At 67.0% G+C, this 26,570-nt stretch carries 23 protein-coding genes and 4 pseudogenes; 21 read left to right on the top strand and 6 right to left on the bottom strand.

The genetic code is table 11. The features are described 5' to 3' along the window. Window positions 1–82: 82 nt before the first annotated feature. From ACODT0_RS33810 to ACODT0_RS33795, 4 genes are all read left to right on the top strand, one after another. Window positions 83–880, top strand: a complete 798-nt coding sequence (locus ACODT0_RS33810) for a cysteine hydrolase family protein (RefSeq protein ID WP_019657322.1) — start codon at window positions 83–85, stop codon at window positions 878–880. Continuing rightward, on the top strand, window positions 880–2,085 hold the full coding sequence (locus ACODT0_RS33805; RefSeq protein ID WP_489043261.1) for an amidase: 1,206 nt from the start codon (window positions 880–882) through the stop codon (window positions 2,083–2,085). Before ACODT0_RS33810 ends, ACODT0_RS33805 begins: the two co-directional genes overlap by 1 nt. Then, on the top strand, window positions 2,082–2,747 hold the full coding sequence (locus tag ACODT0_RS33800; protein ID WP_489043260.1) for a TetR family transcriptional regulator: 666 nt from the start codon (window positions 2,082–2,084) through the stop codon (window positions 2,745–2,747). The genes ACODT0_RS33805 and ACODT0_RS33800 overlap by 4 nt, the downstream gene beginning before the upstream one ends. 87 nt (window positions 2,748–2,834) lie before the next feature. Continuing rightward, a complete protein-coding gene (locus tag ACODT0_RS33795) occupies window positions 2,835–4,373 on the top strand; it encodes a gamma-glutamyltransferase family protein (protein WP_489043259.1) in 1,539 nt (512 codons plus the stop codon). A gap of 26 nt (window positions 4,374–4,399) precedes the next feature. On the opposite strand, the gene ACODT0_RS33790 is transcribed toward ACODT0_RS33795, so the two are convergent. The 4 genes and pseudogenes from ACODT0_RS33790 to ACODT0_RS33775 all read right to left on the bottom strand — a co-directional run bounded on the left by ACODT0_RS33790 (window position 4,400) and on the right by ACODT0_RS33775 (window position 7,865). Beyond that, complete coding sequence (locus ACODT0_RS33790) at window positions 4,400–4,723, bottom strand: high-potential iron-sulfur protein (protein WP_489043258.1); 324 nt, start codon at window positions 4,721–4,723, stop codon at window positions 4,400–4,402. A gap of 88 nt (window positions 4,724–4,811) precedes the next feature. Then, a pseudogene (locus ACODT0_RS33785) lies at window positions 4,812–5,270 on the bottom strand (integrase core domain-containing protein); the annotation flags it as partial. A gap of 280 nt (window positions 5,271–5,550) precedes the next feature. Further along, window positions 5,551–6,576, bottom strand: coding sequence for an AraC family transcriptional regulator (locus ACODT0_RS33780; RefSeq protein ID WP_261211695.1), 1,026 nt, complete (start codon window positions 6,574–6,576; stop codon window positions 5,551–5,553). 44 nt (window positions 6,577–6,620) lie between these two features. Further along, a complete protein-coding gene (locus ACODT0_RS33775; protein WP_489043257.1) occupies window positions 6,621–7,865 on the bottom strand; it encodes an MFS transporter in 1,245 nt (414 codons plus the stop codon). A 123-nt stretch (window positions 7,866–7,988) separates the two neighbouring features. On the opposite strand from ACODT0_RS33775, the gene ACODT0_RS33770 reads away from it, so the two are divergent. From ACODT0_RS33770 to ACODT0_RS33735, 8 genes and pseudogenes are all read left to right on the top strand, one after another. Then, window positions 7,989–9,263 (top strand): polysaccharide deacetylase family protein, encoded by a 1,275-nt coding sequence (locus tag ACODT0_RS33770; protein ID WP_489043256.1) that lies wholly within the window; start codon window positions 7,989–7,991, stop codon window positions 9,261–9,263. After that, window positions 9,260–10,069 carry an alpha/beta fold hydrolase gene (locus ACODT0_RS33765; protein WP_489043255.1) on the top strand — a complete coding sequence of 270 codons (810 nt, stop codon included), beginning with the start codon at window positions 9,260–9,262 and terminating at the stop codon, window positions 10,067–10,069. The genes ACODT0_RS33770 and ACODT0_RS33765 overlap by 4 nt, the downstream gene beginning before the upstream one ends. 72 nt (window positions 10,070–10,141) lie before the next feature. Further along, window positions 10,142–11,257, top strand: a complete 1,116-nt coding sequence (locus tag ACODT0_RS33760; RefSeq protein WP_489043254.1) for an NADH:flavin oxidoreductase/NADH oxidase — start codon at window positions 10,142–10,144, stop codon at window positions 11,255–11,257. Window positions 11,258–11,306: 49 nt separating this feature from the next. Next, window positions 11,307–11,720 (top strand): 4-carboxymuconolactone decarboxylase, encoded by a 414-nt coding sequence (gene pcaC, locus ACODT0_RS33755; protein WP_489043253.1) that lies wholly within the window; start codon window positions 11,307–11,309, stop codon window positions 11,718–11,720. Further along, window positions 11,717–12,580 carry an NAD(P)-dependent oxidoreductase gene (locus ACODT0_RS33750; protein WP_489043252.1) on the top strand — a complete coding sequence of 288 codons (864 nt, stop codon included), beginning with the start codon at window positions 11,717–11,719 and terminating at the stop codon, window positions 12,578–12,580. The genes pcaC and ACODT0_RS33750 overlap by 4 nt, the downstream gene beginning before the upstream one ends. Window positions 12,581–12,660: 80 nt before the next feature. Further along, window positions 12,661–14,157 carry a M81 family metallopeptidase gene (locus tag ACODT0_RS33745; protein WP_489043251.1) on the top strand — a complete coding sequence of 499 codons (1,497 nt, stop codon included), beginning with the start codon at window positions 12,661–12,663 and terminating at the stop codon, window positions 14,155–14,157. A 39-nt stretch (window positions 14,158–14,196) separates the two neighbouring features. Next, a pseudogene (locus ACODT0_RS33740) lies at window positions 14,197–14,681 on the top strand (LysR family transcriptional regulator); the annotation flags it as partial. A 31-nt stretch (window positions 14,682–14,712) separates the two neighbouring features. Next, window positions 14,713–15,150: pseudogene (locus ACODT0_RS33735) on the top strand (transposase); the annotation flags it as partial. Between the two features lie 84 nt (window positions 15,151–15,234). Here ACODT0_RS33735 and ACODT0_RS33730 read toward each other — a convergent pair. Further along, entirely contained in the window at window positions 15,235–16,014 is a 780-nt protein-coding gene (locus ACODT0_RS33730) for a GntR family transcriptional regulator (protein ID WP_413765024.1), read from the bottom strand. 155 nt (window positions 16,015–16,169) lie between these two features. Between ACODT0_RS33730 and ACODT0_RS33725 the strand changes: the two genes are divergently transcribed. The 9 genes from ACODT0_RS33725 to ACODT0_RS33685 all read left to right on the top strand — a co-directional run bounded on the left by ACODT0_RS33725 (window position 16,170) and on the right by ACODT0_RS33685 (window position 26,004). Continuing rightward, entirely contained in the window at window positions 16,170–17,060 is an 891-nt protein-coding gene (locus ACODT0_RS33725; protein WP_413765023.1) for a dihydrodipicolinate synthase family protein, read from the top strand. A gap of 38 nt (window positions 17,061–17,098) precedes the next feature. After that, window positions 17,099–18,079 carry a Bug family tripartite tricarboxylate transporter substrate binding protein gene (locus tag ACODT0_RS33720; protein WP_413765022.1) on the top strand — a complete coding sequence of 327 codons (981 nt, stop codon included), beginning with the start codon at window positions 17,099–17,101 and terminating at the stop codon, window positions 18,077–18,079. Window positions 18,080–18,232: 153 nt separating this feature from the next. Continuing rightward, entirely contained in the window at window positions 18,233–19,231 is a 999-nt protein-coding gene (locus ACODT0_RS33715) for a dihydroxyacetone kinase subunit DhaK (protein ID WP_296739087.1), read from the top strand. Next, window positions 19,231–19,827, top strand: a complete 597-nt coding sequence (locus ACODT0_RS33710) for a DAK2 domain-containing protein (protein ID WP_489043250.1) — start codon at window positions 19,231–19,233, stop codon at window positions 19,825–19,827. Before ACODT0_RS33715 ends, ACODT0_RS33710 begins: the two co-directional genes overlap by 1 nt. Window positions 19,828–19,881: 54 nt before the next feature. Continuing rightward, complete coding sequence (locus ACODT0_RS33705) at window positions 19,882–20,754, top strand: branched-chain amino acid ABC transporter permease (RefSeq protein WP_489043249.1); 873 nt, start codon at window positions 19,882–19,884, stop codon at window positions 20,752–20,754. A 10-nt stretch (window positions 20,755–20,764) separates the two neighbouring features. Next, window positions 20,765–22,591: a branched-chain amino acid ABC transporter ATP-binding protein/permease gene (locus ACODT0_RS33700; RefSeq protein WP_489043248.1), complete on the top strand. Its 1,827-nt coding sequence runs from the start codon at window positions 20,765–20,767 to the stop codon at window positions 22,589–22,591. Window positions 22,592–22,669: 78 nt separating this feature from the next. Continuing rightward, entirely contained in the window at window positions 22,670–23,800 is a 1,131-nt protein-coding gene (locus tag ACODT0_RS33695; RefSeq protein ID WP_489043247.1) for an ABC transporter substrate-binding protein, read from the top strand. A gap of 50 nt (window positions 23,801–23,850) precedes the next feature. Next, entirely contained in the window at window positions 23,851–24,576 is a 726-nt protein-coding gene (locus tag ACODT0_RS33690) for an ABC transporter ATP-binding protein (RefSeq protein WP_489043246.1), read from the top strand. A gap of 21 nt (window positions 24,577–24,597) precedes the next feature. Beyond that, a complete protein-coding gene (locus tag ACODT0_RS33685) occupies window positions 24,598–26,004 on the top strand; it encodes an FAD-binding oxidoreductase (RefSeq protein WP_489043245.1) in 1,407 nt (468 codons plus the stop codon). A 183-nt stretch (window positions 26,005–26,187) separates the two neighbouring features. Here ACODT0_RS33685 and ACODT0_RS33680 read toward each other — a convergent pair. Then, window positions 26,188–26,419: pseudogene (locus tag ACODT0_RS33680) on the bottom strand (integrase core domain-containing protein); the annotation flags it as partial. Window positions 26,420–26,570 lie beyond the last annotated feature (151 nt).

The raw sequence follows: 26,570 nt of genomic DNA, 5'->3' as shown, positions 1-26,570 counted from the left end.
GCCGCATATCGGTGCGGCCGCCGCAACGAATGCACCAGCCTGCGGCGATGCGCCCTTCGCCCGCACACCACCGGAGCCTTTGATGAAACGCCATCCCTATCTTCCCGATGCCCGGCCCGACGGCGCCCTGGGCCTGGGCCAGCAGTACTACTGGGTCGCCAGCGAGCGCGAGGTCGACATGTCCGTGGAGCCGCCCGCGCCGCTGCGCGCCCGAGTGCAGGCGCAGCCGCAGAACGTGGTGCTCGACCTGCGCCGCACGGCCATCGTCATCATCGACCTGCAAAACGACTTCTGCACCGAGGGCGGATGGGTTGACCACATCGGCGGCAACTATGCGGCGGACCGCACGCCGATCGCCCCGCTGCAGAAGCTGCTGCCCGGGCTGCGCCGCGCCGGCGTGCCGGTCGTCTGGGTCAACTGGGGCAACCGCCCGGACCTGGCCAACATGCCGCCCAACCAGATCCATCTGTACAAGAACAGCGGCACGGGCGTCGGCCTGGGCGACCCGCTGCCCGGCGGCAAGGGCCACGTGCTGCAGAAGGACTCGTGGGCCGCAGCCATCGTGGACGAGCTCGCTCCGCACGAAGGCGACTTTCTGGTCGACAAGCACCGCATCAGCGGCTTCTGGGACACGCCGCTGGACAGCATCCTGCGCAACCTCGGGGTGCGCAGCATCCTCTTCGCGGGATGCAACACCGACCAGTGCGTGCTGCACACGCTCACCGACGCCAACTTCCTGGGCTACGGCTGCGTGATGCTGAGCGACTGCTGCGCCACGAGCTCGCCGGACTTCTGCACCGAGGCGACGATCTGGAACGTCAAGAAATGCTTCGGCTTCGTGACCGACTCGGCCGCCGTGCTCGCGGCGCTGCCCGCCTGATGCACACGGAGACAGCGCACGGATCGGGCGGCTGGATGCCCGGCCCCCGCTGCGAGCGGCCCGCCACCGGCGTTGGCGCGCTGAATGGGGTGCGCCTGGGCGTGAAGGACCTCATCGACATCGCAGGCGCCGTCACCGGCGGCGGTAACCCGGACTGGGCCGCCAGCCACGCGCCGGCCGTACACGACGCGCCCTGCGTGGCCGCGCTGCGTGGCGCCGGCGCGCGGATCGTCGGCAAGACGATCAGCGACGAACTCGCCTTCAGCCTGGAGGGCGAGAACGCCCACTACGGCGCGCCGCGCCATCCGCGCGACCCCGATCGGCTGCCCGGTGGGTCGTCCAGCGGCAGCGCCGCCGCGGTCGCATGGGCGGAGGTCGACCTGACGCTGGGCACCGACACGGGCGGCTCGGTGCGCGTACCGGCGGCGTTCTGCGGGCTCGCCGCGATGCGGCCCACGCACGGCCGGATCCCGCTCGACGGGGTCCTGCCCTTCGCACCGAGCTACGACACGGTGGGGTGGTTCGCGCGCGATGCCGACCTGCTGCGCCGCGCCGGGCATGCGCTGCTCGGCACCGAAGCCCGCATCGGCAGCGACCGGCCCGCGCCGCCCCTGCGCCTGTGCGTGGCCACGGACGCGTTGGCGCTGGCGGAGCCCGCGGTGCGCGAGCCGCTGGCCGCGTGGGCCCGCCTGATGCGCATCGACAGCGAGCGCAGCGCCTATGGAGGCAGCGACTGGCGAGACTGGTTCGAAGCCTATGCCCTGCTCCAGGGCCTGGAGATCCAGGCCCACGTCGGCCCGTGGATCCGGCGACAGCGGCCGCGCTTCGGCGCCGCCATCGCACCGCGCTTCGAGGCGGCGCTGGCGCTCGATGCCGCACAGGGAACGCGCTGGAGCGACTGGCGCGCGCAGGCCGCCGCGCGGCTGGCGCAGAGGATGGGCCCCGACGAGGCGTGGCTGATTCCCGCCGCACCCTGCTTCGCGCTGACGCGCCGGGCCGATGCGGCTCAGCGCGGCGCCTTCTACGAGCGCGCACTGGCGCTCGGCGCGGTGGCCGGCCATGCGGGCCTGCCGCAGGTGGTGTTTCCGCTGCCGGCTGCCGAGGGCCTGCCGCCTTGCGCATCCTTCATCTCGGCCAGGGGCAATGACGAACGGCTGCTTGAACTTGCCGCGACACTAGCGCCTGCATTCCCATCCACACGATGAGCAAACTTTCCCCACGGCAGGCGCCGGCCCAGGAGACGATCGCGCGGCGCGACGCCACACTCACGCGCGCGAAGCTCCTGGAAGCGGCGATCGACGAGTTCTCGAACGAGGGCTACAGCGGCGCGCGCACCGAACGCATCGCACGGCTCGCCGGCACGAACATCCGCATGCTGTACCACTACTTCGGGAGCAAGGACGACCTGTACGTCGCCGTGCTCGAGGCGGTGATGGCCGACCTGCGGCACGAAGAACTTCGGCTGGACCCGGAGGCCGAGGAGCCGCTGACCGGCCTGCTGCACATCGCCGATTTCGTGGACCACCACTTCGCGACGCACCCGCGGCTGCGCAAGCTGCTGGCCTTCGAGAACCTCAACGAGGCGCGGCATCTCGCGCGCTCGAATCGGATCCCGGAGATGTCATCGCCGGTGATCGCGCTGATCCGCCGCCTGCTGGTGCGCGGGGTGGCGGCAGGGGTCGTGCGCAGCGGCATCGATGCGCTGCACCTGTACGTGGCGATGGTGAGCCTGTCGTACTACGGCCGCGCCCATGCGTTCACGCTGTCACGCATCTTCAACAAGGACCTGCAGGCCGCGGCCTGGCAGAAGGCGCACCAGAAGATGACCCGCCACATGGTGGCGGCCTTCCTGACGCAGGCGCCATGAACGAACTTCCGCATGACTGCTTCCATGTCCGCTGAGCCCAGACACCAGCCCGCCGCACCCGCTTCGGCCACCTCCCGGCGAGGCCTGGTGACGAGCCCCCATCCGCTGGCCAGTGCGGCGGGCCTGGAGGTGCTGGCCGATGGCGGCAATGCCATCGAGGCCGCCATCGCCATGGCGGCCGTGCTGTGCGTCGTGTGCCCGCACTTCACCGGGCTCGGAGGCGACGGTTTCTGGCTCATCACGCAGCCCGGTGCGCCCGTGCGCGGCATCTCCGGCGTCGGGCAGGCCGCCGCAGCGCTCCCGCCGCTGTCGGGGCCAGTCCCGCTGCGCGGCGGCGCGTCGGCATTGACCACGGCCGCGGCGGTGGACAGCTGGGCCCGGGCCTTCGACATCTCGGCGCGCAACTGGCAGGGCCGCCATCGCTGGGCGTCGCTGCTGTCTCGCGCGATCGAACATGCGCAGGAGGGCTTTGCCGTGTCGGCCTCGCAGCGCTTCTGGCACGAGATGCGGGCCGCAGAGGCGCGGCACTGGCACGGCTTCGACGCGGCGTTTCCCGTCGGGCCTTCGCACCAGCACCAGCGCCAGCCCGGGCTGGCGCACACGCTGTCGCGGCTCGCGGCGCAGGGCCCGCGCGAGTTCTACGAAGGCGAAGTCGCGCACCGCCTCGCGGCCGGCCTGCAGGCTGCGGGTTCGCCGCTCACGCTGGACGACATGCGCAGCACCCGTGCCCGGGAAGTGACGCCGCTGGCCGTGCCCTACCGCGGCGGCACGCTGCTGAGCCTGCCGCCGCCGACGCAGGGCTTCGCCACGCTGGAAGCCATGGGCATCCTCGGCGAGCAGGATTTCTCCGGTATCGCCGAAGGCAGCGCCGAGCACTTCCACCGGATGGTCGAGGCGATCAAGCTGGCCTTCGTCGACCGCGACCGCTTCCTGGCCGACCCCGATTTCACCGAGGTGCCCGTGCAGCGGCTGCTCGACGCCGCCTACATCCAACAGCAGGCTGCGCGGGCGCAAGAGGGCGCACGGGCGATGCCCTGGCCCCAGCGATTCCGCCACGGCGACACCGTGTTCTTCGCGGCCGCGGACGCCTCCGGCCGCGGTGCGGGCGTGCTCCAGAGCATCTACTACGACTGGGGCAGCGGTGTCGTGGCCGGCGACACCGGTGTGCTGTGGCACAACCGCGGCGCGGCCTTCCACCACGATGCGAGCCATCCCAACGGGCTGCGCGGCGGCAAGCGGCCCTTCCATACGCTGAACCCCGTCGCCTTCATGCGCGACGGTCGGCCCGAGCTGCTGCTGGGCACGCAGGGCGCGGACGGGCAGCCGCAGACCCTGGTGGCGCTGCTCACCCGGCTGATCGACTTCGGCCTGGACCCCGCGCAGGCACTGGCAAGGCCGCGCTTTTTGCTCGGACGGACCTTCTCCGACAGCCGCGACAGCCTGAAGCTGGAGCAGGACGTGGGGCCCGAGGTGATGGCATCGTTGATCGCGCGCGGCCACGAGGTCGCGCCCATCGCCGCGCACAGCCCACTGGCAGGGCTGCCCGGCGTGATCCGCTTCGAAGCCGACGGTAGCCTGGCGGGCGCGCACGACCCTCGCGGTGACGGGGTCGCACTGGGTCTTTGAATGCCGGGCTGCCGGCGGCCCGGCACTCAGGCCTTCTTCGCCCAGGCGCTGCACCACCCCCTGGCGTTGACCTGCTTGCCGGAGAACAGCGCGCAGTTACCCTGCGAGTCGGTCGGCTCCGATTGCCACAGTGCGCAGCCGTTGCACAGCTGGGCGTTGTCGTGCTTCGGGATTTCTTCGTATCGGCCCTGGCCGAATCTGCGACATAGCCGAGCGCCACGGCTTGCGGCTCTTTCTCGTTGAGCTGGGCCTGCGCGAACGCATCGGAGGCGCAGGCGGCAGCGCCCGTCGGGGCGAGGGTCAGGATGAAGATGCGGCGTCTGGAGGTCATCGCAACGCGCCTGCAACACCGATCAACAACAACGCCCGGTCGCGCGCCGCGCTCAACCGGCTTCTGTAGGTTGACCAGAACCAACATCTCCAGAAGATCTGCCTTCACTAGCTGTGAAGTGTCAAGAGGTTCTTTCGAGACATCGAGAGACGTGAGACGGGCACGGCGAGGTTGATGCCGTGGTGCGGCCGGTGCCAGTTATAGAAGTGGTTCCACACAGGCAGGGCCTCGCAGCGCTGGTCTGAGTTCGCGTAGGCGTGCCCGTAGGCCCACTCGCGCAGAGCCGACTGGATGAAGCGCTCGGCCTTGCCGTTGGTCTGCGGGCGATACGCCCTGGTGAACTTCTGCCCGATGCCCAGCTCGAGGCACGCTTCGGCGAACAGCCCAGAGCGAAACGACATGCCGTTGTCGGTCAACACCCGCTGGATCTGCACACCCATGCTTGCGAAGTAGCCCACCGCGGCCCGCAGGAATGCTTCGGCGCTGAACTCGGTCTCGTCGGGATGCACCTGCGTAAAGGCCAAGCGGCTGTGGTCCTCTCCGTCGCTTCGCAGACTCCGCCACCCATCGATACCCCCCGGACTTGTCATGCCACCTCTCTCACCATCGCAAACATGGTCGATCGCGCCCAAGGCAAGGTTGATCCCCGCCGCCACTCATCGGCTCGAACTCATCGAGGCCCTGCGTGGCTTTGCGCTGTTCGGCGTGCTGCTGGTGAACCTGCGCAGTTTCTCGCTCTTCGAATTCATGGGCAGCGCCGACGGCGCCCTGCTGCCGACGGCCGAGCGCCGCGATGGACCATTTTCGCGCGCGTTGCAGCCGATGCGGCTCCTGCCCCGCAGACTCCTAGGCATCGCCCGCGGCGTTGCACGCCCGCCACCGGGATGCGGTACAGCCGAAGGACTGCTGGAACCAGCGGCTGAAAGTGCTGAGGCTCTCGAAGCCGGTCTCGTCCGCGATCATCGACAGCGGTGAATCGGAGCCGGCCAGGGCGCGGCAGGCGACTTCCATCCGGATGCGTTGCAGGATGCCGGAGAACGTCTCCCCATCGTTCGCCAGCCTGCGGCTCAAGGTCCGGCGATCGATCTGGAAGTAGTCCGCCACGGACTGCGAATCGTAGTTCCCATCGTCGAGCAGGGTCCGCAGCAGGCGCTCGACCCGCGTCGAGAATCCGCCCGGCGAGCGCTTGATCAGAGGCTCGAGCTGCTGCCGCGCGAGCTTTCGCAGGAAGGGCGCCGATGTGACGGGCCGCCGTTGCAACACGCTTCGGTTAAGCACCAATCCGGATATGAGCTGCCTGAACTGGACCGGGCATTTGAAGAAGCGCTCGACCGTCGGCATTCTTTGAGGCTTGGCGAACGAAAAGGACACCAGGTCCGGCTGAAAGGCCTCCCCGATCAGCCATCGAATCTGCATGGTGATTCCCACCAGGCAGAACTGGGTGGCCTGGAAGGACTCCTCCCTGGTCCGGGCCTGGAGCTCCGTGACGATCAGCGGCGACTGGAATCGCTGGTCCAGCTGGATCAGCGTTCCATCGGCATGCAAGGCAAGGTGCGTGGTGTAGAAATGGATGGCCTCTTCCACCGTTTCCGCCTCGCGCATCAGCAGGCTGACCGCCCCCAGGTTGGGCACGCCACGCTCGATGGCGGCGCGCATGCCGAAGTCGGGACAGTTCCCCAGTCGAGCCGACTCGGACAGCAGGCGCCAGAAGGAATCCAGCGAGATCTGCGTCTCGAGATCGTCCATGCAGGAAGGGTCCAACCCCACGCGGCACAGCATCCGTTCGGGATCGAGCCCCGCCGCGCGAGCCGCCTCGAAGTAACCGATGAGCGTCGCGCTCCGGATCGATCTGGGTGCTGGCTTCCCTCTCATGGGCTGCGATCTCCAATGGACATGGGCAGAAGGCTCGTGCGTGCCTACTTCAGCGTCTCGAATGCGGTTTCCCTGATCGCGAACGTGAAGAGGGCCGAAAGTATCGCGCCGAAGATCAGGTAGTAGACCGGTGCGATCGGGTTCTGGAACGTCTGGATCAACCACACCGCGATGAATGGCGCGAAGCCGCCGAACACCGAAGCGGTCAACCCGTAGCCTATGCTCATCCAGGTCGTCCGGTTGCGCGTGGGAAACATCTCCACGATGGTCGTGGGCTGCACTCCATAGATCGACGCGAGGATGATCGCAAAAATGCACTGGACCAGGACGACGTCCTTCAAGGTCGCCGATTCGAGTGCGAGAAGATGGCCGAAGGCCGGGTAGGCCACCAGGAGAACGGCCGCGCACGAGAACAGTAGCACCTTCTTCCTGCCGATCAGGTCTGAGAGAAGACCGAAGCAGGGCGTGAGCACGAAAACGCAGACGAGGCCGACGGTGTTCGCCCACAGCGCATCGGCCATGGACAGCTTCAGGTTCGTCGTGACCCATGTCGGCATGTACAGCAACATCACATAGAAGCTGATGTTGGAGAGCACGGAGACACCCCCGGCCTTGATCGCCAGCTTGCAGCCCTCCTTGTCCAAGAGCATGGGAATGGGCGCCACGCGTTCGGCCACGGCTTTCTCGAACGCCGGTGTTTCGGCCACCGCGCGCCGCATCCACAGGGCGACGGGGCCGATCAGGCAACCGATGACGAAAGGCACTCGCCAGCCCCAATCCGCCATCTCCTGCGCGCTCAGCACCGAGTTGACGAGCGCAGCCACGCCCGACCCCAGCAGGAACCCGCCGATCACGCCGAACACATGCAGGCTGCCGAACAGCCCCCGCCGGCGCTCTGGCGACCATTCGACGATGTAACTGACCGATCCACCCCACTCTCCGCCGGCCGAGAAGCCTTGCAGCAGGCGCGCGACCACGAGCAGGGCCGGGGCGATGACCCCCGCCGTCGCGTAGGTTGGCAGGATTGCAAGCAGCAGCGTGCCTCCCGTCATCAGGTACATCGTGAGCAGCAAGGCGCTCCTTCGGCCACGCACATCGCCGATGCGGCCGATCACGAGGCTGCCCAGGGGACGTGCCAGAAAGCCGACGCCAAACACCGCGAACGAACTCAACAGCGCCGTTGCGGGCGCCGAGGTCGGAAAGAAGTTCTTGGCGATGTATGCCGCGATGAAAGCGTAGACGGCGAAGTCATACCACTCGAGAACGTTTCCCATCAGCGGCGCGGCCACTGCTCTGAACCTCGCCAGCCTGGAGCGGGGCCCTTTCGCGGGAAGCGAATGCCCTGGCGCGGCAACTGCAATGAAGGGGGGAGTGGACATCTTGTCTTTCCGCCAGATTGAATCTGGTCATGCTTGTGGTGGGTCGGGACGAGCGCCTCTCGCAAGGCGGTCGCCGTCTCTTGTCTCGACATCGAAGCGGCGGATCGGCCGATCGACAGCAGCGAGATTGCTCGCTTTGCCAGCTTTGGATTGACCTTTTGGGGCGTCGATTTTGCTGAATGGGGCATGTTCGGGGAACCTTCGATCCGCGGCGCCGTGCGATCGCACGCCGCATCCGCCGCCATCGCCAGCGAGATCGGCTCGTTGTTGGCGAAGAAAAAGCGCCACGCCCCAAAGCGCACATTTGCCGCCTCAAATGGCCAAGCATCGCCAGTGCGACTGGCTACCTTCCGTGTACCCCCAGCAGCGTCACACGCAAAGGAAGCAGACATGCCAATCGATCAGGAAAAGATACAGCCATGGCAATGGCCGGAAGAGGAATGGCGCCGCCGCGTTTATCGCGTGCGCGCCGGCCGGCGCCTTCGCCCCCGCGCATGGAAGGACGGTGCCAGGTTCGCCGTGGCGCTGGCGTTCGATTCCGATCACGAGACCAACGAACTGCGCGACGGCGCCAAGTCGGTCAACCGCCTGGCGTGGGGCCAGTATGGCAATCGTGTCGGCGTGCCGCGCATCCTGTCGATGCTCGAACGGCATGGCGTTCCCGCGAGCTTCTATGTGCCGGCCGTCAGCGCGCTCCTCTATCCGGACGAGCAGCGAACCATCGTGAAAGCGGGACACGAAATCGGTGTGCACGGCTGGATTCACGAACTCAATTCCGGCCTTGCCTTGCCGGACGAGCGCGATCTGATTCGGCGCTCGCTCGATGCCCTCGAGGGCATCACGGGCGTTCGACCCACGGGCTACCGCTCGCCGTCGGGAGACTTCTCCCCGAACACGCTGCAGTTGCTGCGCGAGCTCGGGTTCGCCTACGACTCGTCGATGGCCGCGGACGACGATTGCTACGAACTCATGATGGACGGCGAACCGACCGGCCTGGTCGAGCTGCCGTTCGATTGGGTGCGCGACGACGCGGTCTACTTTCTGATGCACCGCTTCCAGGGCCTGCGTCCGTACACCCCGCCCTCGGATGTCTTCGACATCTTCAGGCGTGAACTCGAGGGAGCGCACGCCGAAGGCGGCCTCTTCGAACTCACCATGCACCCGCACGTGATCACCAACCGTTCCCGGCTCTGGATCGTGGAAGAGATCATCAAGCATGCCAGGACACTTCCCGGCGGCGTGTGGTTCGCCCGGCATGACGAGATCGCGCGCTTCGCGTTGGAACACACCGGCAAGGAGGCCGAATGACAACCGTTGAATCCGATCCCGCGCGGCACGGCGTGGCCCGGCTCTTCTGCACCGAGTCCGGCACAGGCTCGAATATCCTGCTCCTGCACGGATGGACTTGCGACTCCCACGACTGGAGCTGGCAGTTGCCAGCGCTCGAAGCCCGGCATCGGGTCGTCGCCGTGGACCTGCGGGGACACGGCCGGTCCGACGTACCGGCCTCCGGCGGCTACAGTCCCGACCACTACCTGAGCGACCTGGAATCCTTGCTCGCCACGCGCCATGCCGGCCAGATGTTCGTGGTGATCGGCCACTCGATGGGCGCGCAGATCGCAGCGCGGCTTGCCGCGAAGAGACCCGACCTGGTCACCGCCGTGGTGTCCGTCGATGGCGCGCTCGGTTTCTCGCCGGAAGCGGCGTCCTTCTTCCTGAAGACCGCCGAAGCACTGGAGGCTGGAGATCCCGCGACTGTCGTGCCTGCGCTATTCGAAACAGCCTACCACCCGTCGACCGCGCCCGCTTTCAGACGATGGCACGCCAGACGCGTGCAAGGAATGGCCGCGCATGTCATCCGGGAGTCGTTCGCGCCGCTCTTCTTCGGCGCGGGCCAGGTCGGCGCGGGCGATGCGAGCGAAATCTTTCTGCGCGGTATCCGCCAGCCTTTCTTTCACCTGTGCCGGGACCCCGAGCAGGGATCGCGCATGAGCACGTGGTTCTCGAACCCCAGGTCCAGGGTCGAGACCTGGCCAGAGGTCGGCCACTGGATCATGCAGGACCGCCCGGACGCCTTGAACGCCGCAATCACCGACTGGATCGCCGCGCTCTAGCGTCCTCTCGCCGCGACAGGCGGGTGCCTCGCCTTCTTTTCCCTTGTCCCCCCTTCCCTACGGAACCCTCTCGTGAGTCATCTTTTTTCTCCTTGGCAGATCGGACAACTCGATCTGGACAACCGGGTCGTCATCGCGCCCATGGCCCAGTACGCGGCCAGGGACGGCAGCGCTGGCGACTGGCATGCCCTGCATCTGGGCCGGCTCGCGCTGGCGGGCGCGGGCCTCCTGATACTGGAGGCCACCGCGGTGCTGCCGGAGGGCCGCGTCACCCCGGCGGACCTTGGCCTGTATTGCGACGACAACGAAGAGGCGCTGGGCCGCGTGCTCAAGATGGCGCGCGCCTATTCGCCGGTCAAGGTTGCCATCCAGCTGGGACATGGCGGGCGCAAGGCGTCGAGCCAGGTGCCCTGGCAGGGCGGTCAACAGATTCGGTCGAACCAGCCGGAAGGCTGGCGCGGCGTGGCGCCCTCGCCCTTGCCGCACGGGCCTGAAGAAGAAGCTCCGATCGAGCTGGACAGCCAGGGCATGGCCCGTGTGATCGACGGCTTCGTCGCGGCGGCCCGGCGCGCGGCTCGTCTCGGCATCGATGGCATCGAGATTCACGCGGCGCATGGCTACCTGCTGCATGAGTACCTGTCCCCGCTGGCGAACCAGCGCACCGATGCGTACGGAGGCAGCCTGGAGAATCGGATGCGCTTCCCGCTCGAAGTCTTCGATGCCGTGCGCGCTGGGTTCCCCGAGCAGCGGCCGGTCTGGGTCCGCGTTTCGGCCACGGACTGGGTCGATGGCGGCTGGAACATCGAATCCACGATTCGATTCGCCCAGGCCCTGAAGGCACGCGGTAGCGCCGCCATTCATGTCTCCACGGGCGGCGTGTCGCCCTTGCAGAAGATCGCGCCCGCCCCGGGCTACCAGGTCGAGTTCGCCGAGAAGATCCGGGCCGAGTCGGGCTTGCCGACCATTGCCGTCGGGCTGATCACCGAGCCCGAACAGGCCGAGGCCATCGTGGCCCAGGGACAGGCCGATGCGGTGGCACTAGGCCGCGGCGTGCTCTACGACCCGCACTGGCCGTGGCACGCGGCGGCCGTCCTCGGTGCCCAGGTCGACGCACCGCCCCAGTACTGGCGCTCCCAGCCATCGCGCTACAAGGCCCTCTTCCGGGGCGCCCGAATCGGCATGCGCTGACAAGCCCACGCTACCGCCCCACATCTTCACCTCGACTCGAGACCCAACCATGACCCGTCCCTACGCACCCAGAAATCCCGAACTCTTCGACCAAGGGCTTGCCACGCGCCGCGCCGTCCTCGGGGCCGACTATGTCGACACGGCCCTCCAGAACGCCACCGACTTCAACATCGACATGCAGGAGCTGGTCACCCAATACTGCTGGGGCGATGTCTGGAACCGGCCCGGGCTGGACCGCCGCACGCGTTCGCTTCTCAACCTCGCGATGATCACGGCGCTCAACAGACCGCACGAGCTGCGACTCCATGTGCGAGGCGCGATCAACAACGGCTTGAGCAGGAACGAGATCAAAGAAGTCTTCCTGCAAGCGGCCATCTATTGCGGCGTTCCGGCCGCGATCGATTCCTTCCGCGTCGCCGCCGATGTCTTCAAGGAGATGGAAAGCTCGGGGCAGCAGCCATGACGCGCGTCGGATTCATCGGCCTCGGCATGATGGGCACACCGATGGCCCAGCGGCTGCTCGCCGCCGGCTGCTCGCTGACGATCCAGGATGCGAACCCTGCACGGGAAGAGGCCTTGCTCGCGCCGCACCCCGCCGTTCGACGCGCGGACAGTCCGGGCGATTTCTCCGGATGTTCCTGCATCTTCACGATGCTCCCCGACTCGGACATCGTCGATCGGGTCGTCCTGGCGTTGCTGCCACACCTCGCACCGGGGTCGACGGTGGTCGACATGAGTTCCGCCGATCCAGCCCGAACACGGCTTCTCGGCGAAAGGCTGAAAGACGCGCACGTCGATCTGCTCGACGCACCGGTTTCCGGAGGCGTGAAGAAGGCCGCGGTCGGCAAGCTCGCGATCATGGTCGGAGGAGCAGCCGATGTGCTGGCGCGCGTGAAGCCCTTGCTGAAGGCGATGGGCGAAGCCATCACGCACGTGGGCCCGATCGGCGCCGGACATGCCGCCAAGGCGCTGAACAACTACGTGTCGGCCGCCGCGCTCATTGCCACCGCGGAGGCCATCCATGTCGCCGCCGCATTCGGCATCGATCGCGAAGTCCTGGTCGAAGTCCTCGACGCATCGACAGGCAGGAACAACACCACGCAGAACAAGGCGCGCCAGTTCATGCTGAACGGTGCCTTCGACTCGGGGTTCTCGCTGGCCTTGCAGGCCAAGGACGTGGCCATTGCGGCATCGCTCGGGCGCCGGCTGGAGATGCCGATGCGCCTGGCGGAACAGGTCGACGAGATCACCCGGGCCGCGGCCCGGAGCCTGGGGCCGACCGCGGACCACACCGAGCTCTATCGCCATCTGGGCCAGCGATAAGGACCCTCATGGGCCTCGGATTCATCCTCTCTTCGGACCACCCGGTCCATCCGTCCTCATCGGGAACTTGAAAGAAAGCCATGCGCGTACTGTCAGCAGGGTTCAAGCACGAAACCAACAGCTTCGCCTCTCACCGCGCCGATTGGCCGGCGTTCGAGCGCGGTGACGCCTTCCCGAAGGCCGTTCGGGGCAAGGCGATGCTGGACATGATTTCCTCGGTGGACGTGTCCGCCACCGGTTTCGCGAGCTACGCCAGAAAGAAAGGGTGGGAACTCGTTCCAAGCCTGTGGTGCGGGGCGGTTCCGTCGTCGTATGTGACGGACGACGCCTTCGAGAAGATCTGCGAAGCCATCACCGCCGATGCGCGCAAGCTCGATTTCGATGCGATCTATCTCGAACTGCACGGGGCGGCCATGTCCGAGAGCTGCGACGACGCGGAAGGCGAACTGCTCGCGCGGCTGCGCACGATCGTCGGACCGTCGATGCCGATCGTCGCGAGCCTCGATCTCCATGCCAACGTCACGCGCGCCATGCTGGCCCATGCGGATGGGTTGGTCGCCTTTCGGACCTATCCGCATATCGACTACGTCAAGACCGGCGAACGCGCCGCGGTGCTGCTCGACCGATTGCTGCAGGGTGGAGGAAGGGAGCCACAGGCTTCGAGCCGCCTACCGTTCCTCATCTCGATCAACGTTCAGGGCACGGCAAGCGAGCCGGCCAGGGGGTGCTACAGGCTGATCGAAGAAGTCGATGCGCGTCTTGGCACGGTCTCCAGTTTCTGCATGGGATTTCCGGCCTCGGACTTCGAGGAATGCGGACCGGTCGTGTGGTCTCATGGAGCGCGCGCGCGGGAGGCCGTCTCACTCCTCGTCGATTCGATCGCCGAACCTTCGCAGTGGCGGCTGTCCGCCAGATCGGCGCGCGAGACGGTGGACACGGCATTGACCCGGGCGACGTCGAGCCAGCGGGCCATCGTCATCGCGGACACGCAAGACAACCCCGGCGTCGGTGGAACGAGTTCCACGACTGGCGTGCTGCACGCCTTGCTTCAAGCTAGCGCGGGGCGCGCTTTTCCCGAACGGGTGGCGCTGGGCGTGCTCTATGACCCAAAGGCCGCGGCATCCGCGCACCGCGCGGGTGTCGGGAAAACCATCCGATCCACCCTCGGCGAGTCGGTGCAAACGCCCACGGGTCCCAGCGAACCGCCTGTCGTCGGCGACTTCAAGGTTCTTGCCCTGTCCGACGGCATCACCACCTTCAAGGGCCCGAAGATGACGGGCTTTCAGACCCGTCTCGGTCCCACCGCATGCCTCGAGGTCGATGGCGTCCTGGTCGTCGTCGCCAGTGCCAGGATCGGCGCTCAGGATCGCGAGCTGTTCCGGATGGTTGGTATCGATCCGGAGACCATGAAGATCATCGTCGTCAAGAGCTCGCACCACTTCCGCGCGGATTTCGAGTGTGTCGTGGAGAGCCCCGAAGAAGACATTCTTTTCGCGATCGCACCGGGCATGTTTCCCATCGATCCGGCCGATCTTCCGTGGAAGAAGTTGGCCGCCGCCACCCGGCTTTCTCCCTGAAGATCGATGGCTGCCACACGCTCTCGCCGGCGCCGAAGGATGGATGGTGCTCCCGGGCGAAGGGGCCGCATCCCGCGCCCTGGGTTAACGGCTGGCTATCTGAACGCACTCAAGGCCTTCGAGGCCGCGGCGCCCCACCAGAGCTTTTCGGCGGCCGCCGAAGAGCTCAGCGTCACGCCGGCGGCGGTCGGCCAGTTAGTACGCAGCCTCGAGTCGTGGCCGGGTGCGCCGCTCTTCATCAGGGCGGCCAGCGGCACCGCCCGCCTGGTGCTCACCGATGCAGCCCCGCGCGCGCTGCCCGACATTCGCGAGGGCTCGACCGCCTGGGCCTGGGCATTGCGCAACTGAAAGACGCGTCGCCGAATCTCACGCTCACCGTGACGGTCAGTTCGGCATTCCCAGCGAAGTGGCTGCTGCCGCGCATCGATCGGTTCCAGGGCCGGTATCCGGCGATGGATCTGCTGCTGGACACCAACACGCGGACCATCGATTTCCTCGCCGAGCGCATCGACATCGGCGTGCGCTAGGGAGGGGGACGCTGGGCGGGACTTGCAGCTCTCGCCCACCATCGACTGCTTCGATGGAATGATCGTCAGCTGGACCCTTTGGACCAGTCCGGATGCCGAGTTGGTCGACACGATGCTGGATGCGGCCATCGAGACGGTAGCGGACACAGCCGATCGGCCCGTGGTCCACTCCAGCCGAGGAGACCACTACCGCTAGCCGGGCTGGCTATCAAGAATGAGCGACGCGAAGTTCTCCCGCTCGATGTTTCGCAAGGCATGCTCCCCTGACAACGCAGCTTCCGAAGGCTTCTTCGGTCGGCTCAGGAACGAGCTGTTCTATCCTCAAGACCGGAAGAACGCCACCATTGAGCAATTCATTGAGGCGCTCGACTCGTACGTCCGCTGGTACAACGAGAAGCGGATCAAGATCGCTCTTGGCTCTGTCAGCCCCATCGAATTCCGGGTGAGTCTTGGACTTGCGGCATAAACCAGTCCAAGTTTTCATCCACCCCCTGGCGCCGTCGGCATTTGTCCAAACTGTCTTGCATGCCGATGCATGGGCACCGGCGACTTAAGGACGCAGGCCGTTCGCCCCCGAGGTCTGGAAACGGTACGACGGCTCCTGCCCTGCGAGCAGCATGCCCGCGAGCACCCTGTGCTTGGACTGTTCGATGTGCGAAATCATGTGGGCGAGCGCTGCGTCGAGGTCCCGCGACGCAAGCGCATGCAGGAACTCCAGGTGCTCGCGCATTGCGGGCACGACCTGAACGGGCCTCATCGAATCAGCGTCGTAACGGATCAGCCGGACGTGCAGGCTGTTGACGCGGTAGATCTCCGAGAGGATCTCGTTGCCGATCGTGTCGACCATGAGATCGTGCAGGCCCCAGTCGACGGCCTGCGCGTCGCGCTCCAGCGTCGCGTCGGGCTGGGGCTGCAAGGCGCGCTCGAGGATGGCTTCATGGCTCTCGATCAGCTTGGCCAGCGTTTTGGGGCTGGCCACGCGGGCGAAGTTGATCACCGCCTCGCGCTCGACCATGGCGCGCACCTGCCATGCGTTGCGGATCAGCTTCATGTCGACCGAGGCGATCTGCAATCCGCGCTTGGGCACCGTCTTGATCAGACCGGCAGCCTCCAGCCGCGGCACCAGCTCGCGAACGGCCGCCAGCGGCATCTCCAACAGCTCCATCAGCTCGCGCTGGGAAACGAACTGCCCGGGCCGGATCCGCGCATCGATGATCTGCTGGCGGAACCCCTCGTAGGCGCGGCTGCGCTGATTCACCGGCTCGCCCTCGCCACCTGGGGGCGAGGGCTTCGTGGTGGGCTCGGACGAGGCTGCGGCGGGAATGTTCATGGGGTCATCGTAAGCGGCTTGCATGCCGTCGAGCACATTGTCAACGATCTAGGGTTAACACTGACATTTCTCTAACATGTTAGTCAGCGTATAGTTCGATACCAGCGCGACAGCGGTCGCGTCTTCAATCACAGCATTCCGAACGGAGCAGTTCCATGGGTCTCGATCTCACCGGCGTCATCCCTCCTCTCGTCACTCCTTTCACCGCCGACGGCAGCATCGACGAGGCGGCCTACCGCAAGGTCATCCGCTTCAATCTCGACAAGAAGGTCCACGGCGTATGCCCCGGCGGCAGCACCGGCGAAGGCCACACCTTCACCGTCGACGAGTTCAAGCGCGTCATGGAAATCACCGCCGCCGAAGTGGCAGGCCAGGTGCCGATCGTGGCCGGCATCATCTCCAACAGCACCCGCGACGCGATCAACCGCGCCAAGGCGATCGCGCATCTGCCGGTCGCCGCCCTGCAGGTCACGCCCGTGCACTATCTCTTCAAACCGGACGAGCAGGCCACCCACAACCACTTCAAGGCCCTGACTGAGGCGGTCGACACGCCGGTGGTGATCTACAACGTGGTGCCTTGGAACTACCTGAACCCGGCCCAGATGATCCGCCTGATGAAGGAGCTGCCGGGCGTGCAGGGCATCAAGCAAAGCCAGGGCGACCTCAAGCTCATGGCCGACCTGCTGCTCGGCGTTCCCGGCGGCTGCAAGGTGTTCTCCGCCGTCGATGCCCTGCTGTACTCGTCGTTCGCGCTCGGCGCCCACGGCACCATCGCCGCCACACCCGCGGCCCTGCCCGGCGTCTGCGTGAACCTGTGGAACACGGTCCAGGCCGGCGACCACGTCAAGGCGCTGGAAATGCACAAGTCGATGCTGGCATTCTGGAACGCGCTGGTCGGCGACAACCTGCCTGCCAACATCAAGACCTCGATCACGCTGCAGGGCTGCGAAGCCGGCCTGCCGCGCGCGCCGATGCCGGCCACCGGCGAGGAGCAGCGCAGGAAGATCGAGGCCGCGATGGAAGACGTCCTGCGCTTCGACGCCTGAAGCGGGCCCCGCAAACAAGAAAGACAGGAGACATGAACATGAGAATCCAGCGTCGGCAGATCCTCGGCATGGGCGCCGCTGCAGCCTTGGGAACCACGCTACTGCCGGCCGCGTGGGCACAGGGCTTTCCGGCCAAGCCGATCACGCTCGTGGTGCCCTTCGCGCCGGGCGGCAACACGGACATCGTGGCGCGCACCGTCGCCGTCGCCCTTGGCAAGGTGCTGGGCCAATCGGTGATCGTGGACAACCGCGCAGGCGCCGGCGGCTCGATCGGCGCGATGCAGGTCTCGCGCTCGCCGGCCGACGGCTACACGCTGCTGCTGTGCGGGGCCGGCGTCATCGTCACGGTGCCGGAGATGGTCAAGACCAGCTACAGCCGTGCAAGCTTCGCGCCGCTGGGGCTGGTCAACAAGAGTTCCATGGTGCTGCTGGCGCGCAAAAACGAGACCCGCTTCAAGAACTTCAAGGAGTTCGCCGCCTATGCGCGCTCCGGCGACGGCAAGGTCACGGCGGCGCACTCCGGGCCCGGCACGCCCAACCACCTGGCGCTGCTCCAACTCGAGAGCCTGCTGAAGGCGAAGTTCACGACGGTCAGCTACAAGGGCTCCGGACCCGCGCTGGTGGACGTCATCGGTGGCCAGGTCGACGTGCATTTCGACCAGGTCACCAGCTCGCTGCAGCACATCAAGGGCGGCGCGCTGCAGGCGTTGGCGGTCCTGGGTCCGGTGCAGGACCCTTCCCTTCCCGGGGTCCAGACGGTCGCGGAGCTCGGGTTCGGCGACATCGACGGCACCACTTACGTGGGCGTGCTCGCACCAGCGGGAACACCGAAGGACATCCAGGACAAGCTGGCCGCGGCGCTCGCGCAGGCCGTGAAGGACCCGCAGACCGTGGCGAGCGCACGCGAACTCGGCAGCGTCGCGCTCTCGAGCACGCCGCAGGAATTCGCGCGGATCCTCGACGCCGAATACGCGCTGGCCACGCAGGCCACGCGGGACGGCCGCCTCAAGGTCGACTGAAGACCGCGCTCCCTGCGCATCGCGGGCCGGGTGCCCGCCAATGCGCCGGAAGCCCTCGCAGATTCATCCATTCGCACGGTGCGGCCCGGCCGCCACCGGCGCACGGACGCGCCCGCACGCAGGGGCGCTCCACAGAGCAAGGCAGACAGCAACGTGAAGAAGATCCTCAACGACCCTCAGGCCTACGTCGACGAAATGCTCGACGGACTTTGTCTGGCGCATCCGGAGCTGGCACGACGCGGCGAAGGCGGCCGCGTGGTGGTCAGGCGTGGCGGCGCCGTCGCTGGCAAGGTCGGCATCGTCACCGGCGGCGGTTCGGGCCACCTGCCCGTCTTCCTCGGCTACGTGGGCGAAGGCCTGCTGGACAGCTGCGCCGTCGGCAATGTGTTCGCCGGACCACGCATGGACGACTGCATCGAGGCGATGCGCGCGGCCGACGGCGGTGCCGGCGTGCTGCAGCTGTACGGGAACTATGGCGGCGACCGCATGAACTTCGAGATGGCCGCCGAGATGCTCGAACTTGAGGGCATGAAGACGGCCTCGGTGCGCGTGTCAGACGACGTCGCGAGCGCACCGCCCGAGCAGCGCGAGAAGCGCCGCGGGGTGGCAGGCCTCGTGCTGGTCTACAAGGCCGCCGGCGCCAGGGCGGCCGCGGGCGCGACGCTCGAGGAGGTGGCCGCCACGGCGCGCAAGGCCGACGCCGCCTGCCGCACGATCGGCGTCGCGCTCACGCCTTGCGTGGTGCCGGAGTCCGGCAAGCCCTCGTTCGAGATCGCCGACGACGAAGTGGAGTTCGGCATGGGCATCCACGGCGAGCCGGGCATCTGGCGCGGTCCGCTCAAGACCGCCGACGCCCTGGCCGACGAGATGCTCGCGCGGGTGCTGCCCGAACTGGCGGTCTCGCGCGGCGATCATCTGGCACTGCTGGTCAACAGCCTGGGCGCCACGCCGTCCGAGGAGCTCTACATCCTCTATCGCCGCATCGCGACCGTGCTCGCCGGGCGCGGCGTCGACATCGCCTTCTCGCTTGTCGGCCGCTACGCCACGTCGATGGAAATGGCCGGTGCCTCCCTCAGCGTGATGAAGCTGGACCGCGACCTCGAGGCGCTGCTGGCGGCGCCCGCAACCTGCCCGTTCTGGAGCGTGCGCTGATGCTCGATGCCATCGTCCTGGCCCGCGCGGTGCCGCGCTGGTGCGCCGCCATGCATGCCGCCGCACCGGAACTCAACGCCCTCGACGGCCGCCTCGGCGACGCCGACCTGGGCGCCACGCTCGACAAGTGCGCCACGCTGATGGAGCAGGCGCTGCCCGGGCTGCCCGACTCGCTCGAAGGCATCTTCAAGCGCTGCGCGCAGGCCTCGGCGAAGGCCTCCGGCTCGAGCTTCGGCACGCTGCTGACCGTCGCGCTCATGACGGCCGGCAAGTACTGTGCCGGCAGAGAGTCGCTCTCGACGCAGGACGTCGCGGCGCTGCTGTCCGAAGTGATCGCGACGCTGTCCGCGCGCGGCGGCGCCGCCCTCGGCGACAAGACCGTGCTCGACGGGCTGGATGCGATCCAGCGCGCCCTGTCCGGTGCCGCGGCCGACGCTCCCGCCCTCGCGCTCGCCGGCGCGGCGGTGCGCGAATCGCTCGATGCATTCCGCGACAAGCCCAACCGCATGGGCCGTGCCCGCATGTTCGCGGACAAGACCATCGGCCTGGACGACCCCGGCATGGTTGCGCTGCAGCGCATGGTCGACACGCTCTGACGGCGCCCACCCGCGCCCCTCACCAAAGAAAAACGAACACGGAGACAGAACGAAATGCTCGGACAAGTGATCGTCAGCGGCCTTGCCATGGGTTGCATCTACGCGCTGATCGCGCTCGGCTACGCCTACGTCTGGAACACGATGGCGATCGTGAACTTCGCAGCCGGCGAGTTCCTGACCTTTTCCGCGTTCGTCTTCGTCGCCACCTTCACGACGAGCATGCACCTGCCCTTCTGGCTCGCCGCGCTGCTGACCGCCGCGGTGATGGCGTTGCTGGGGGCACTGTTCTCGCGGCTCGTGTTCGCCCGGCTGCAGCGCCAGAAGGCGCTGGTGGCCATCATCGCGACCGTGGGCTTCGGCATCTTTATCAAGGAGATGGCCCGCATCATCTACGGGCCCGAGCCGCTGCTGTACGCCAGCCCGTTTGGCGATGGCGTGATCGACGTGGGCGGCCTGCGCATTCCGGTGCAGCAGCTCGTGATCATGGTCGTCGTGGTGCTGGTGATGGTGCTGCAGTACCTGGCCCTGCGCTACACCACCATCGGCAAGGTCATGCGCGCCACCGCGCTGGATCGCGAGACCGCCCAGCTCATGGGCATTCCAGTCAACCGCGTGCTGGCCGGCACGTTCGCGTTCTCCTCGGTGCTGGCCGCGCTCGCGGGCATCCTGCTTGCGCCGCTGTTCTACGTGACGACCGAGATGGGCACGCTCGTGGGGCTGAAGGGATTCGTCGCGATGATCATCGGCGGCTTCGGCAGCGTGCCGGGTGCCATCCTCGGCGGCGTCCTGCTCGGGGTGATCGAGAACGTCGGCGCGTTCACCATCTCCTCCACCTACAAGGACGCGATCGCGTTCGGCGTGCTGCTGATCTTCCTGCTGCTGCGCCCGCAGGGGATCCTTCCGGAACGCAACGCCGACCGCGCCTGAGGAGTCCATCATGCACAACAACACCTGGATGCGCTCCCTGGCGTGGGTCGCCGTGCTCGCCGCGTTGGCGCTGCCGATCGCACTCGATCTCAACATCTACTACCTGCACGTGCTCAACCTGGCGTGGATCTTCGCGATCGCCGCGCTGGGCCTGCAAGTGGCAACCGGCATCACCGGGCAGATCGTGCTCGGGCAGGCCGCGCTCGTGGGCTTCGGCGCGTATGCCACGGCGCTGCTCATGATGCGCGTGTCGCTGCCCTGGTTCGTGGCGCTTCCCGCCGCCATGCTGCTGAGCGCCGCCGTGGGCGTGTTGCTGGGCGCGGTGAGCACGCGCATCAAGGGCCATTACCTCGCCATCGTGACGCTCGCGCTCAACGAGATCTTCCGCATGGTCGCGCTCAACGAAGAAGCCCTCACCGGCGGGCCGATGGGCATGCGCGACATCCCGACGTTGAACATCCCCGCGCTGGGCGATCACATCGACAAGCAGCTCTACTTTCCGCTGCTCGTGCTGAGCCTGGCGGCCTACGCCGCGATGGTCTGGCTCCAGCGCTCGCGCATCGGCCGCGACATGCGTGCGGTGCGCGACGACGAGATCGCCGCCGAGGCCATGGGCGTCGATTCGCGCCGCGTGAAGACCATCGGCTTCGCGGTGTGCAGCGTCTGGGCCTCGCTGGCTGGCGGCCTCTACGTCCTGCTGGTCGGGTTCGCGGCACCAAACAACTTCACGGTCTTCGAGAGCATCAAGATGATGTTGATGGTGGTGCTCGGCGGCCTGGGCTCGATCGCCGGCACCTTCCTTGGCGCGGTGGTGATCACCGTGCTGCCCGAGGCACTGCGCGGCCTCCAGACCTATTACCTGGCCGCGTTCGGCATCGGCGTGGTGGCGATCCTGCTGCTTGCGCCGCGCGGCCTCGGCGTGGTCGGCGACTGGCTGCTCGGCGCGTTCCTGACGGGCCGGCGCGATCCGGTGGGCGAAGCACCCGCCGCGCCGCTGAACCTCGGTGCGGCCGCCTGCGCCGCGAGCGCAGCCTTGGCCGGCCGCACGCCGGTTCCCGTGAGCGGCGAGCCCCTGCTCCAAGTGCGCCGCGTGTCGCGCAGCTTCGGCGGCGTCAAAGCCCTCGACGACGTCGCGTTCGACGTGCGCCGCGGCGAGATCCTCGGGCTGATCGGCCCGAACGGATCGGGCAAGTCGACCATGATCAACGCCTGCTCGGGCACCGTGGGCGTCGAAGGTGGCATCGAACTGGCAGGCGAGCGCATCGACAACCATGCGCCATGGTCGATCCACGCGAAGGGCGTGGCCCGCATCTTTCAGAACGTGCGGCTCTGGGAATCGATGACGGTGCTGGAGAACGTCATGGTCGCGTGGCGGCCGCCGGAGGGCGCGTCCGGCCAACGCGAAGCGCTCTGCCGCACGGCGGCGCTCGAGGCCCTGAACAGCATGGGCGTCGCGCACCTCGCATACCGGCGCGGCGGCGACCTGTCCTTCGGCCAGAGCCGGCTGGTGGAGATGGCGCGCGCGATCGTCAACAGGCCCCGCCTGCTGCTGCTCGACGAGCCTGCGGCGGGACTGCGCGGCGGGCTGATCCTGGAACTCGCGCAGATCCTGCAGCACCTGCGCGCGCAGGGCATGTCGATCCTCGTGGTGGAGCACCGCATCAAGCTGGTCATGAACATGTGCGATCGCGTCGTGGTGCTCAACCTGGGCCACAAGATCGCGGATGGCGCGCCGGCCGAGGTCATGAACACGCCGGCGGTGATCGAGGCCTACCTGGGCGAACGCGTGCCCGAAGAGGCCGCGCCCCCGCTCACCGCCCAGCCGGTGGCGGGCTGAGCCGCCGGCTATGCGCCCTCCCCGTTTTCGTTCCCTCTTAGATCAATGCGCACCGCGCCATCCACTGGAGAAAAAAGCATGAAGAAGACTTCCGTTCCCTCGTCACGCCGCGCATGGATCGCCGCAGCGTCGCTCGCGCTCTCGCTGCCCGCGATGGCCGATGCGCTCATCGGCGTCTCGCTGCCGCAGACGGGCCCCAAAGCGCTCGTCGGACGCAATTTCAAACAGGGCGTGGAGCTCGCGGTCGCGGAGATCAACGCCGCGGGCGGCGTGCTGGGCAAGCCGCTGGAGGTCGTGTTCGAGGATGACCAGGGCGACAACCCGAACGGCGCGATCAACGCGGTGAACAAGCTGATGCAGGTCAGCAAGGTGCCGGTGATGATCGGCCCGCACTACTCGGTCACCCAGATGGCCACGCAGAAGACCTACTGCAACGGCAAGGTGGTGTCGCTCACCGGCGGTACCTCGGTGGCCATCACGCACAGCGGCTGCAACTACGTGATCCGCACGCGCTCCGACGACGACGTGCAGGCCAAGGCGCTGATCGCCTATGCCCAGAAGGAACTCAAGGCCGGGGAGAAGACAGCCATCTTCTATGCCAACGACGACTTCGGAAAGTCGGGGCAGGCGCGCGTGGTCGCCCAGATGGCTTCGCTGGGGCTGAAGCCCGTCGCCGTGGAAAGCCACAACCCCAGCGACAAGGACTACTCGGCGCAGCTCGCCAAGCTGCAGAAGGCCGGTGCGGAGCTGGTCATCCTGTGGGCGCACGACACGGATGCGGCGCTGATCCTGCGCCAGGCCAAGCAGTTCGGCCTGCCCTTCAAGTTCGCGGGCGCCGTGCTGTCCGAGGAAGCGTTCCTCAAACTGGCCGGCAGTGCCGCGGAAGGCTCGATGAGCGCCTCCTACTTCGTGCCGACGGATCCCAACCCCGCCGTACAGGCCTTCGTGAAGAAGTACGAGGCGAAGTACAGGATGGCGCCCGACGTGTGGTCCGCCACCTACTTCGACGCGACCATCCTCGCCGCCAGGGCCATCAACGAAGCACGGTCCCCCGACGTGGAGAAGATCCGCGAGGCGTTCTCCAGGGTGAGCTACAGCGGCCTGCTCGCGGACTACAAGTGCGACAAGGCCGGCGACTGCAACCGGCAGGTCAACATCGTGGAGATCAAAGGCGGTCAGCCGGTCGTTCGCTCGGCGGTGAAGTTCTGAGCCCCGGCGCAGCGAGGAACCCCATGATGCAAGCAGACCTGCCGCGTGCCATGGTCGCCGAGCGGCCCGAACTCGAGCTCTCGCACGTCGACGTGTTCTACGGCAAGGTGCAGATCCTGTTCGACCTGTCGATCAGCGCCTATGCGGGCCAGATCGTCGCGGTCATCGGCGCGAACGGCGCGGGCAAGTCGACCACCCTGAACCTGATCGTGGGCCGGCTGAAGGCCGGCGCGGGGCGCGTGGAGTTTGGAGGCCGTGACATCGGCGCGCTTTCCGTGGAGCAGATCGTCGCATCGGGCATTGCCTGCGTGCCCCAGCGGCGGCGGATCTTCTCGACGCTGAGCGTCAAGGAGAACTTGGAGGTCGGCGCTTATGTGCGTCGGCGCGACAAGGGCGCGGTCAGCGCCACGCTGGACGAGATCTACGAGCTTTTCCCGGTGCTCAAGCACAAGGCTGGGGAAATGGGCGGCGTGCTGTCCGGCGGCGAACAGCAGATGCTGGCGATCGCACGCGGCCTGATGGCCGGTCCCCGCATCCTGCTGCTGGACGAACCGTCGATGGGCCTGTCGCCCAAGCTCACGACCGAGATGTTCCTCGACATCCGCCGCATCGCGCGCGCCGGGCGCACTGTCGTGATCGTCGAGCAGAACGCTTTCGCCGCGCTGAGCGTTGCCGACCACGGCTATGTGCTCGAAGGCGGGCGAATCGCACTCGAAGGCTCCGCCGCGCAGCTGCTGCACGACGACCATGTGCGGGACGCTTACCTCGGGGCCTGACGCGACCACCCATAACAGACCATGGCCTTCCACCAGACACTTGCCCAGACCGCTGCCGCGGTCGAATCCCTCATGCCCGAGTTCCGGGCGATCTTTGAAAATCGCGCTGTCACGTCCGCGGCGGTACGCGCACACCACAGCCATGGTGAGGGCCTACCGGACCCCGGCCAGCCCGACGTGGTCCTGTTCCCCCTGAACAACGAGGAAGTGGCGGCCGCCCTGAAGCTGTGCCACCGTGAGGCGGTCCCGGTCATCGCTTTCGGCAGCGGCACATCGATGGAGGGTCATGTCGCGGCGATCCACGGCGGCGTCTGCATCGACTTCTCGCGCATGGACCGCGTGCTCGAAGTCTCCACCGAATCGATGGACTGCCGCGTGCAGGCGGGCGTGACGCGCGAGCAGCTCAACGAGCACCTGCGCGCCAGCGGACTTTTCTTCGCGGTGGACCCCGGCGCCAACGCATCGCTGGGCGGCATGGCCTCGACGCGGGCCTCCGGCACTGCCGCGGTGCGCTACGGCACCATGCGTGAAACCGTCATGGGCCTGACGGTAGTCACACCCGACGGACGCATCGTGCGTACCGGCACGCGCGCGCGCAAGTCGGCATCGGGCCTCGACCTGACACGGCTGTACGTCGGAAGCGAAGGCTTGCTGGGAATCATCACCGAGGTGCAGCTGCGCATTTTCGGCCTGCCGGAGCACGTCACAGCGGCCGTGTGCCAGTTCGACACCCTGCGCGCGGCCATGGACACAGTGATCGCCACGCTGCAGTTGGGCGTGCCGGTCGCACGCATCGAGCTTCTTAACGAAGTACAGATGGACGCCTGCATCCGCTACTCGAAGCTCGACGAATTCGAGCCCCGCCCCACCCTGTTTATCGAGTTCCACGGCAGCGAAAGCGCCGTGGCGGAACAGGTCGCGACAGTGGAATCACTTGCGCTCGACAATGGCGGCAGCGGGTTTCGTTACGCCCACCGACCCGAAGACCGCTCCAGGCTGTGGAAGGCGCGGCACTCCTGCTACCACGCCAACCTCGCGATGCACCCCGGCTGGAGCTCCATGGGTACGGACGCATGCGTACCCATCTCTGCGCTGGTGGAATGCATCACCGAAACCGAGGCCGCCATCCGTGAAAGCGGCCTGTACGCGCCCATCGTCGGCCACGTGGGCGATGGCAACTTCCATCTGGGCATCATCTACGACGACAACGATCCTGCGGCACGGGGCAAGGCGGAGGCCCTGGCCGAGGACGTGGCGCTGCGCGCGATCCGCCTCGGCGGCACCTGCACCGGCGAGCACGGCGTCGGCCTGCACCGCATCGGGCAAATCGAGATCGAGCATGGCGAAGCCATCGATCTCATGCGCGACATCAAGCGCGCACTCGATCCGCTCGGCATCATGAACCCGGGCAAGATGCTGAGGATGTAGCCACCTTGCGAACGTCCAACCACGGCTAGTGTGCTCTCCCTCTGGTAGGCCAGCAAAGTCGATGCGGTTCCTTAAGGATCGATTCACCTGTGGCAGTCCATGCAAAGGGCCCGGACGATCCGGCGCAGGATGGCTTCTCGATAGCACATGGAATGGGCTGCTGCCGGTCTCATAGACACCGACCTAAGCTTTTTGAGCTTTCTCGAACTGTATCGGGCTGACGTAGCCGAGCGTCGAGTGACGACGCGTCGGGTTGTAGAGCCGCTCGATGTAGTCGAACACATCGGCGCAGGCCTGTTCCCTGGACCGAGACACCTTTCTGGCTGTGCGCTCGGTCTTCAATGAACTGAAGAAGCTCTCCATGGCCGAGTTGTCCCAGACCTCGCCCCGCGCGGCTCATGCTGCAGGTGATGCCTTCCGCCGAAGTTGCGCACTTCGGCGGCCAGAGGGTGCGAGAAATCAGCAGGAGGACACCGTATCCATTGAATGCACAGCGCGTGCCGAATCCTTCCCGCGCCACCCAGAACGGGCGACGCGCGTTCTCTTCGTGAATGCCTTCACAGATC

This window comes from Variovorax sp. FG153 (assembly GCF_057809595.1).
Note: the sequence above shows the minus strand (reverse complement) of the source record. Positions and strands in the feature narration are given on the sequence as shown.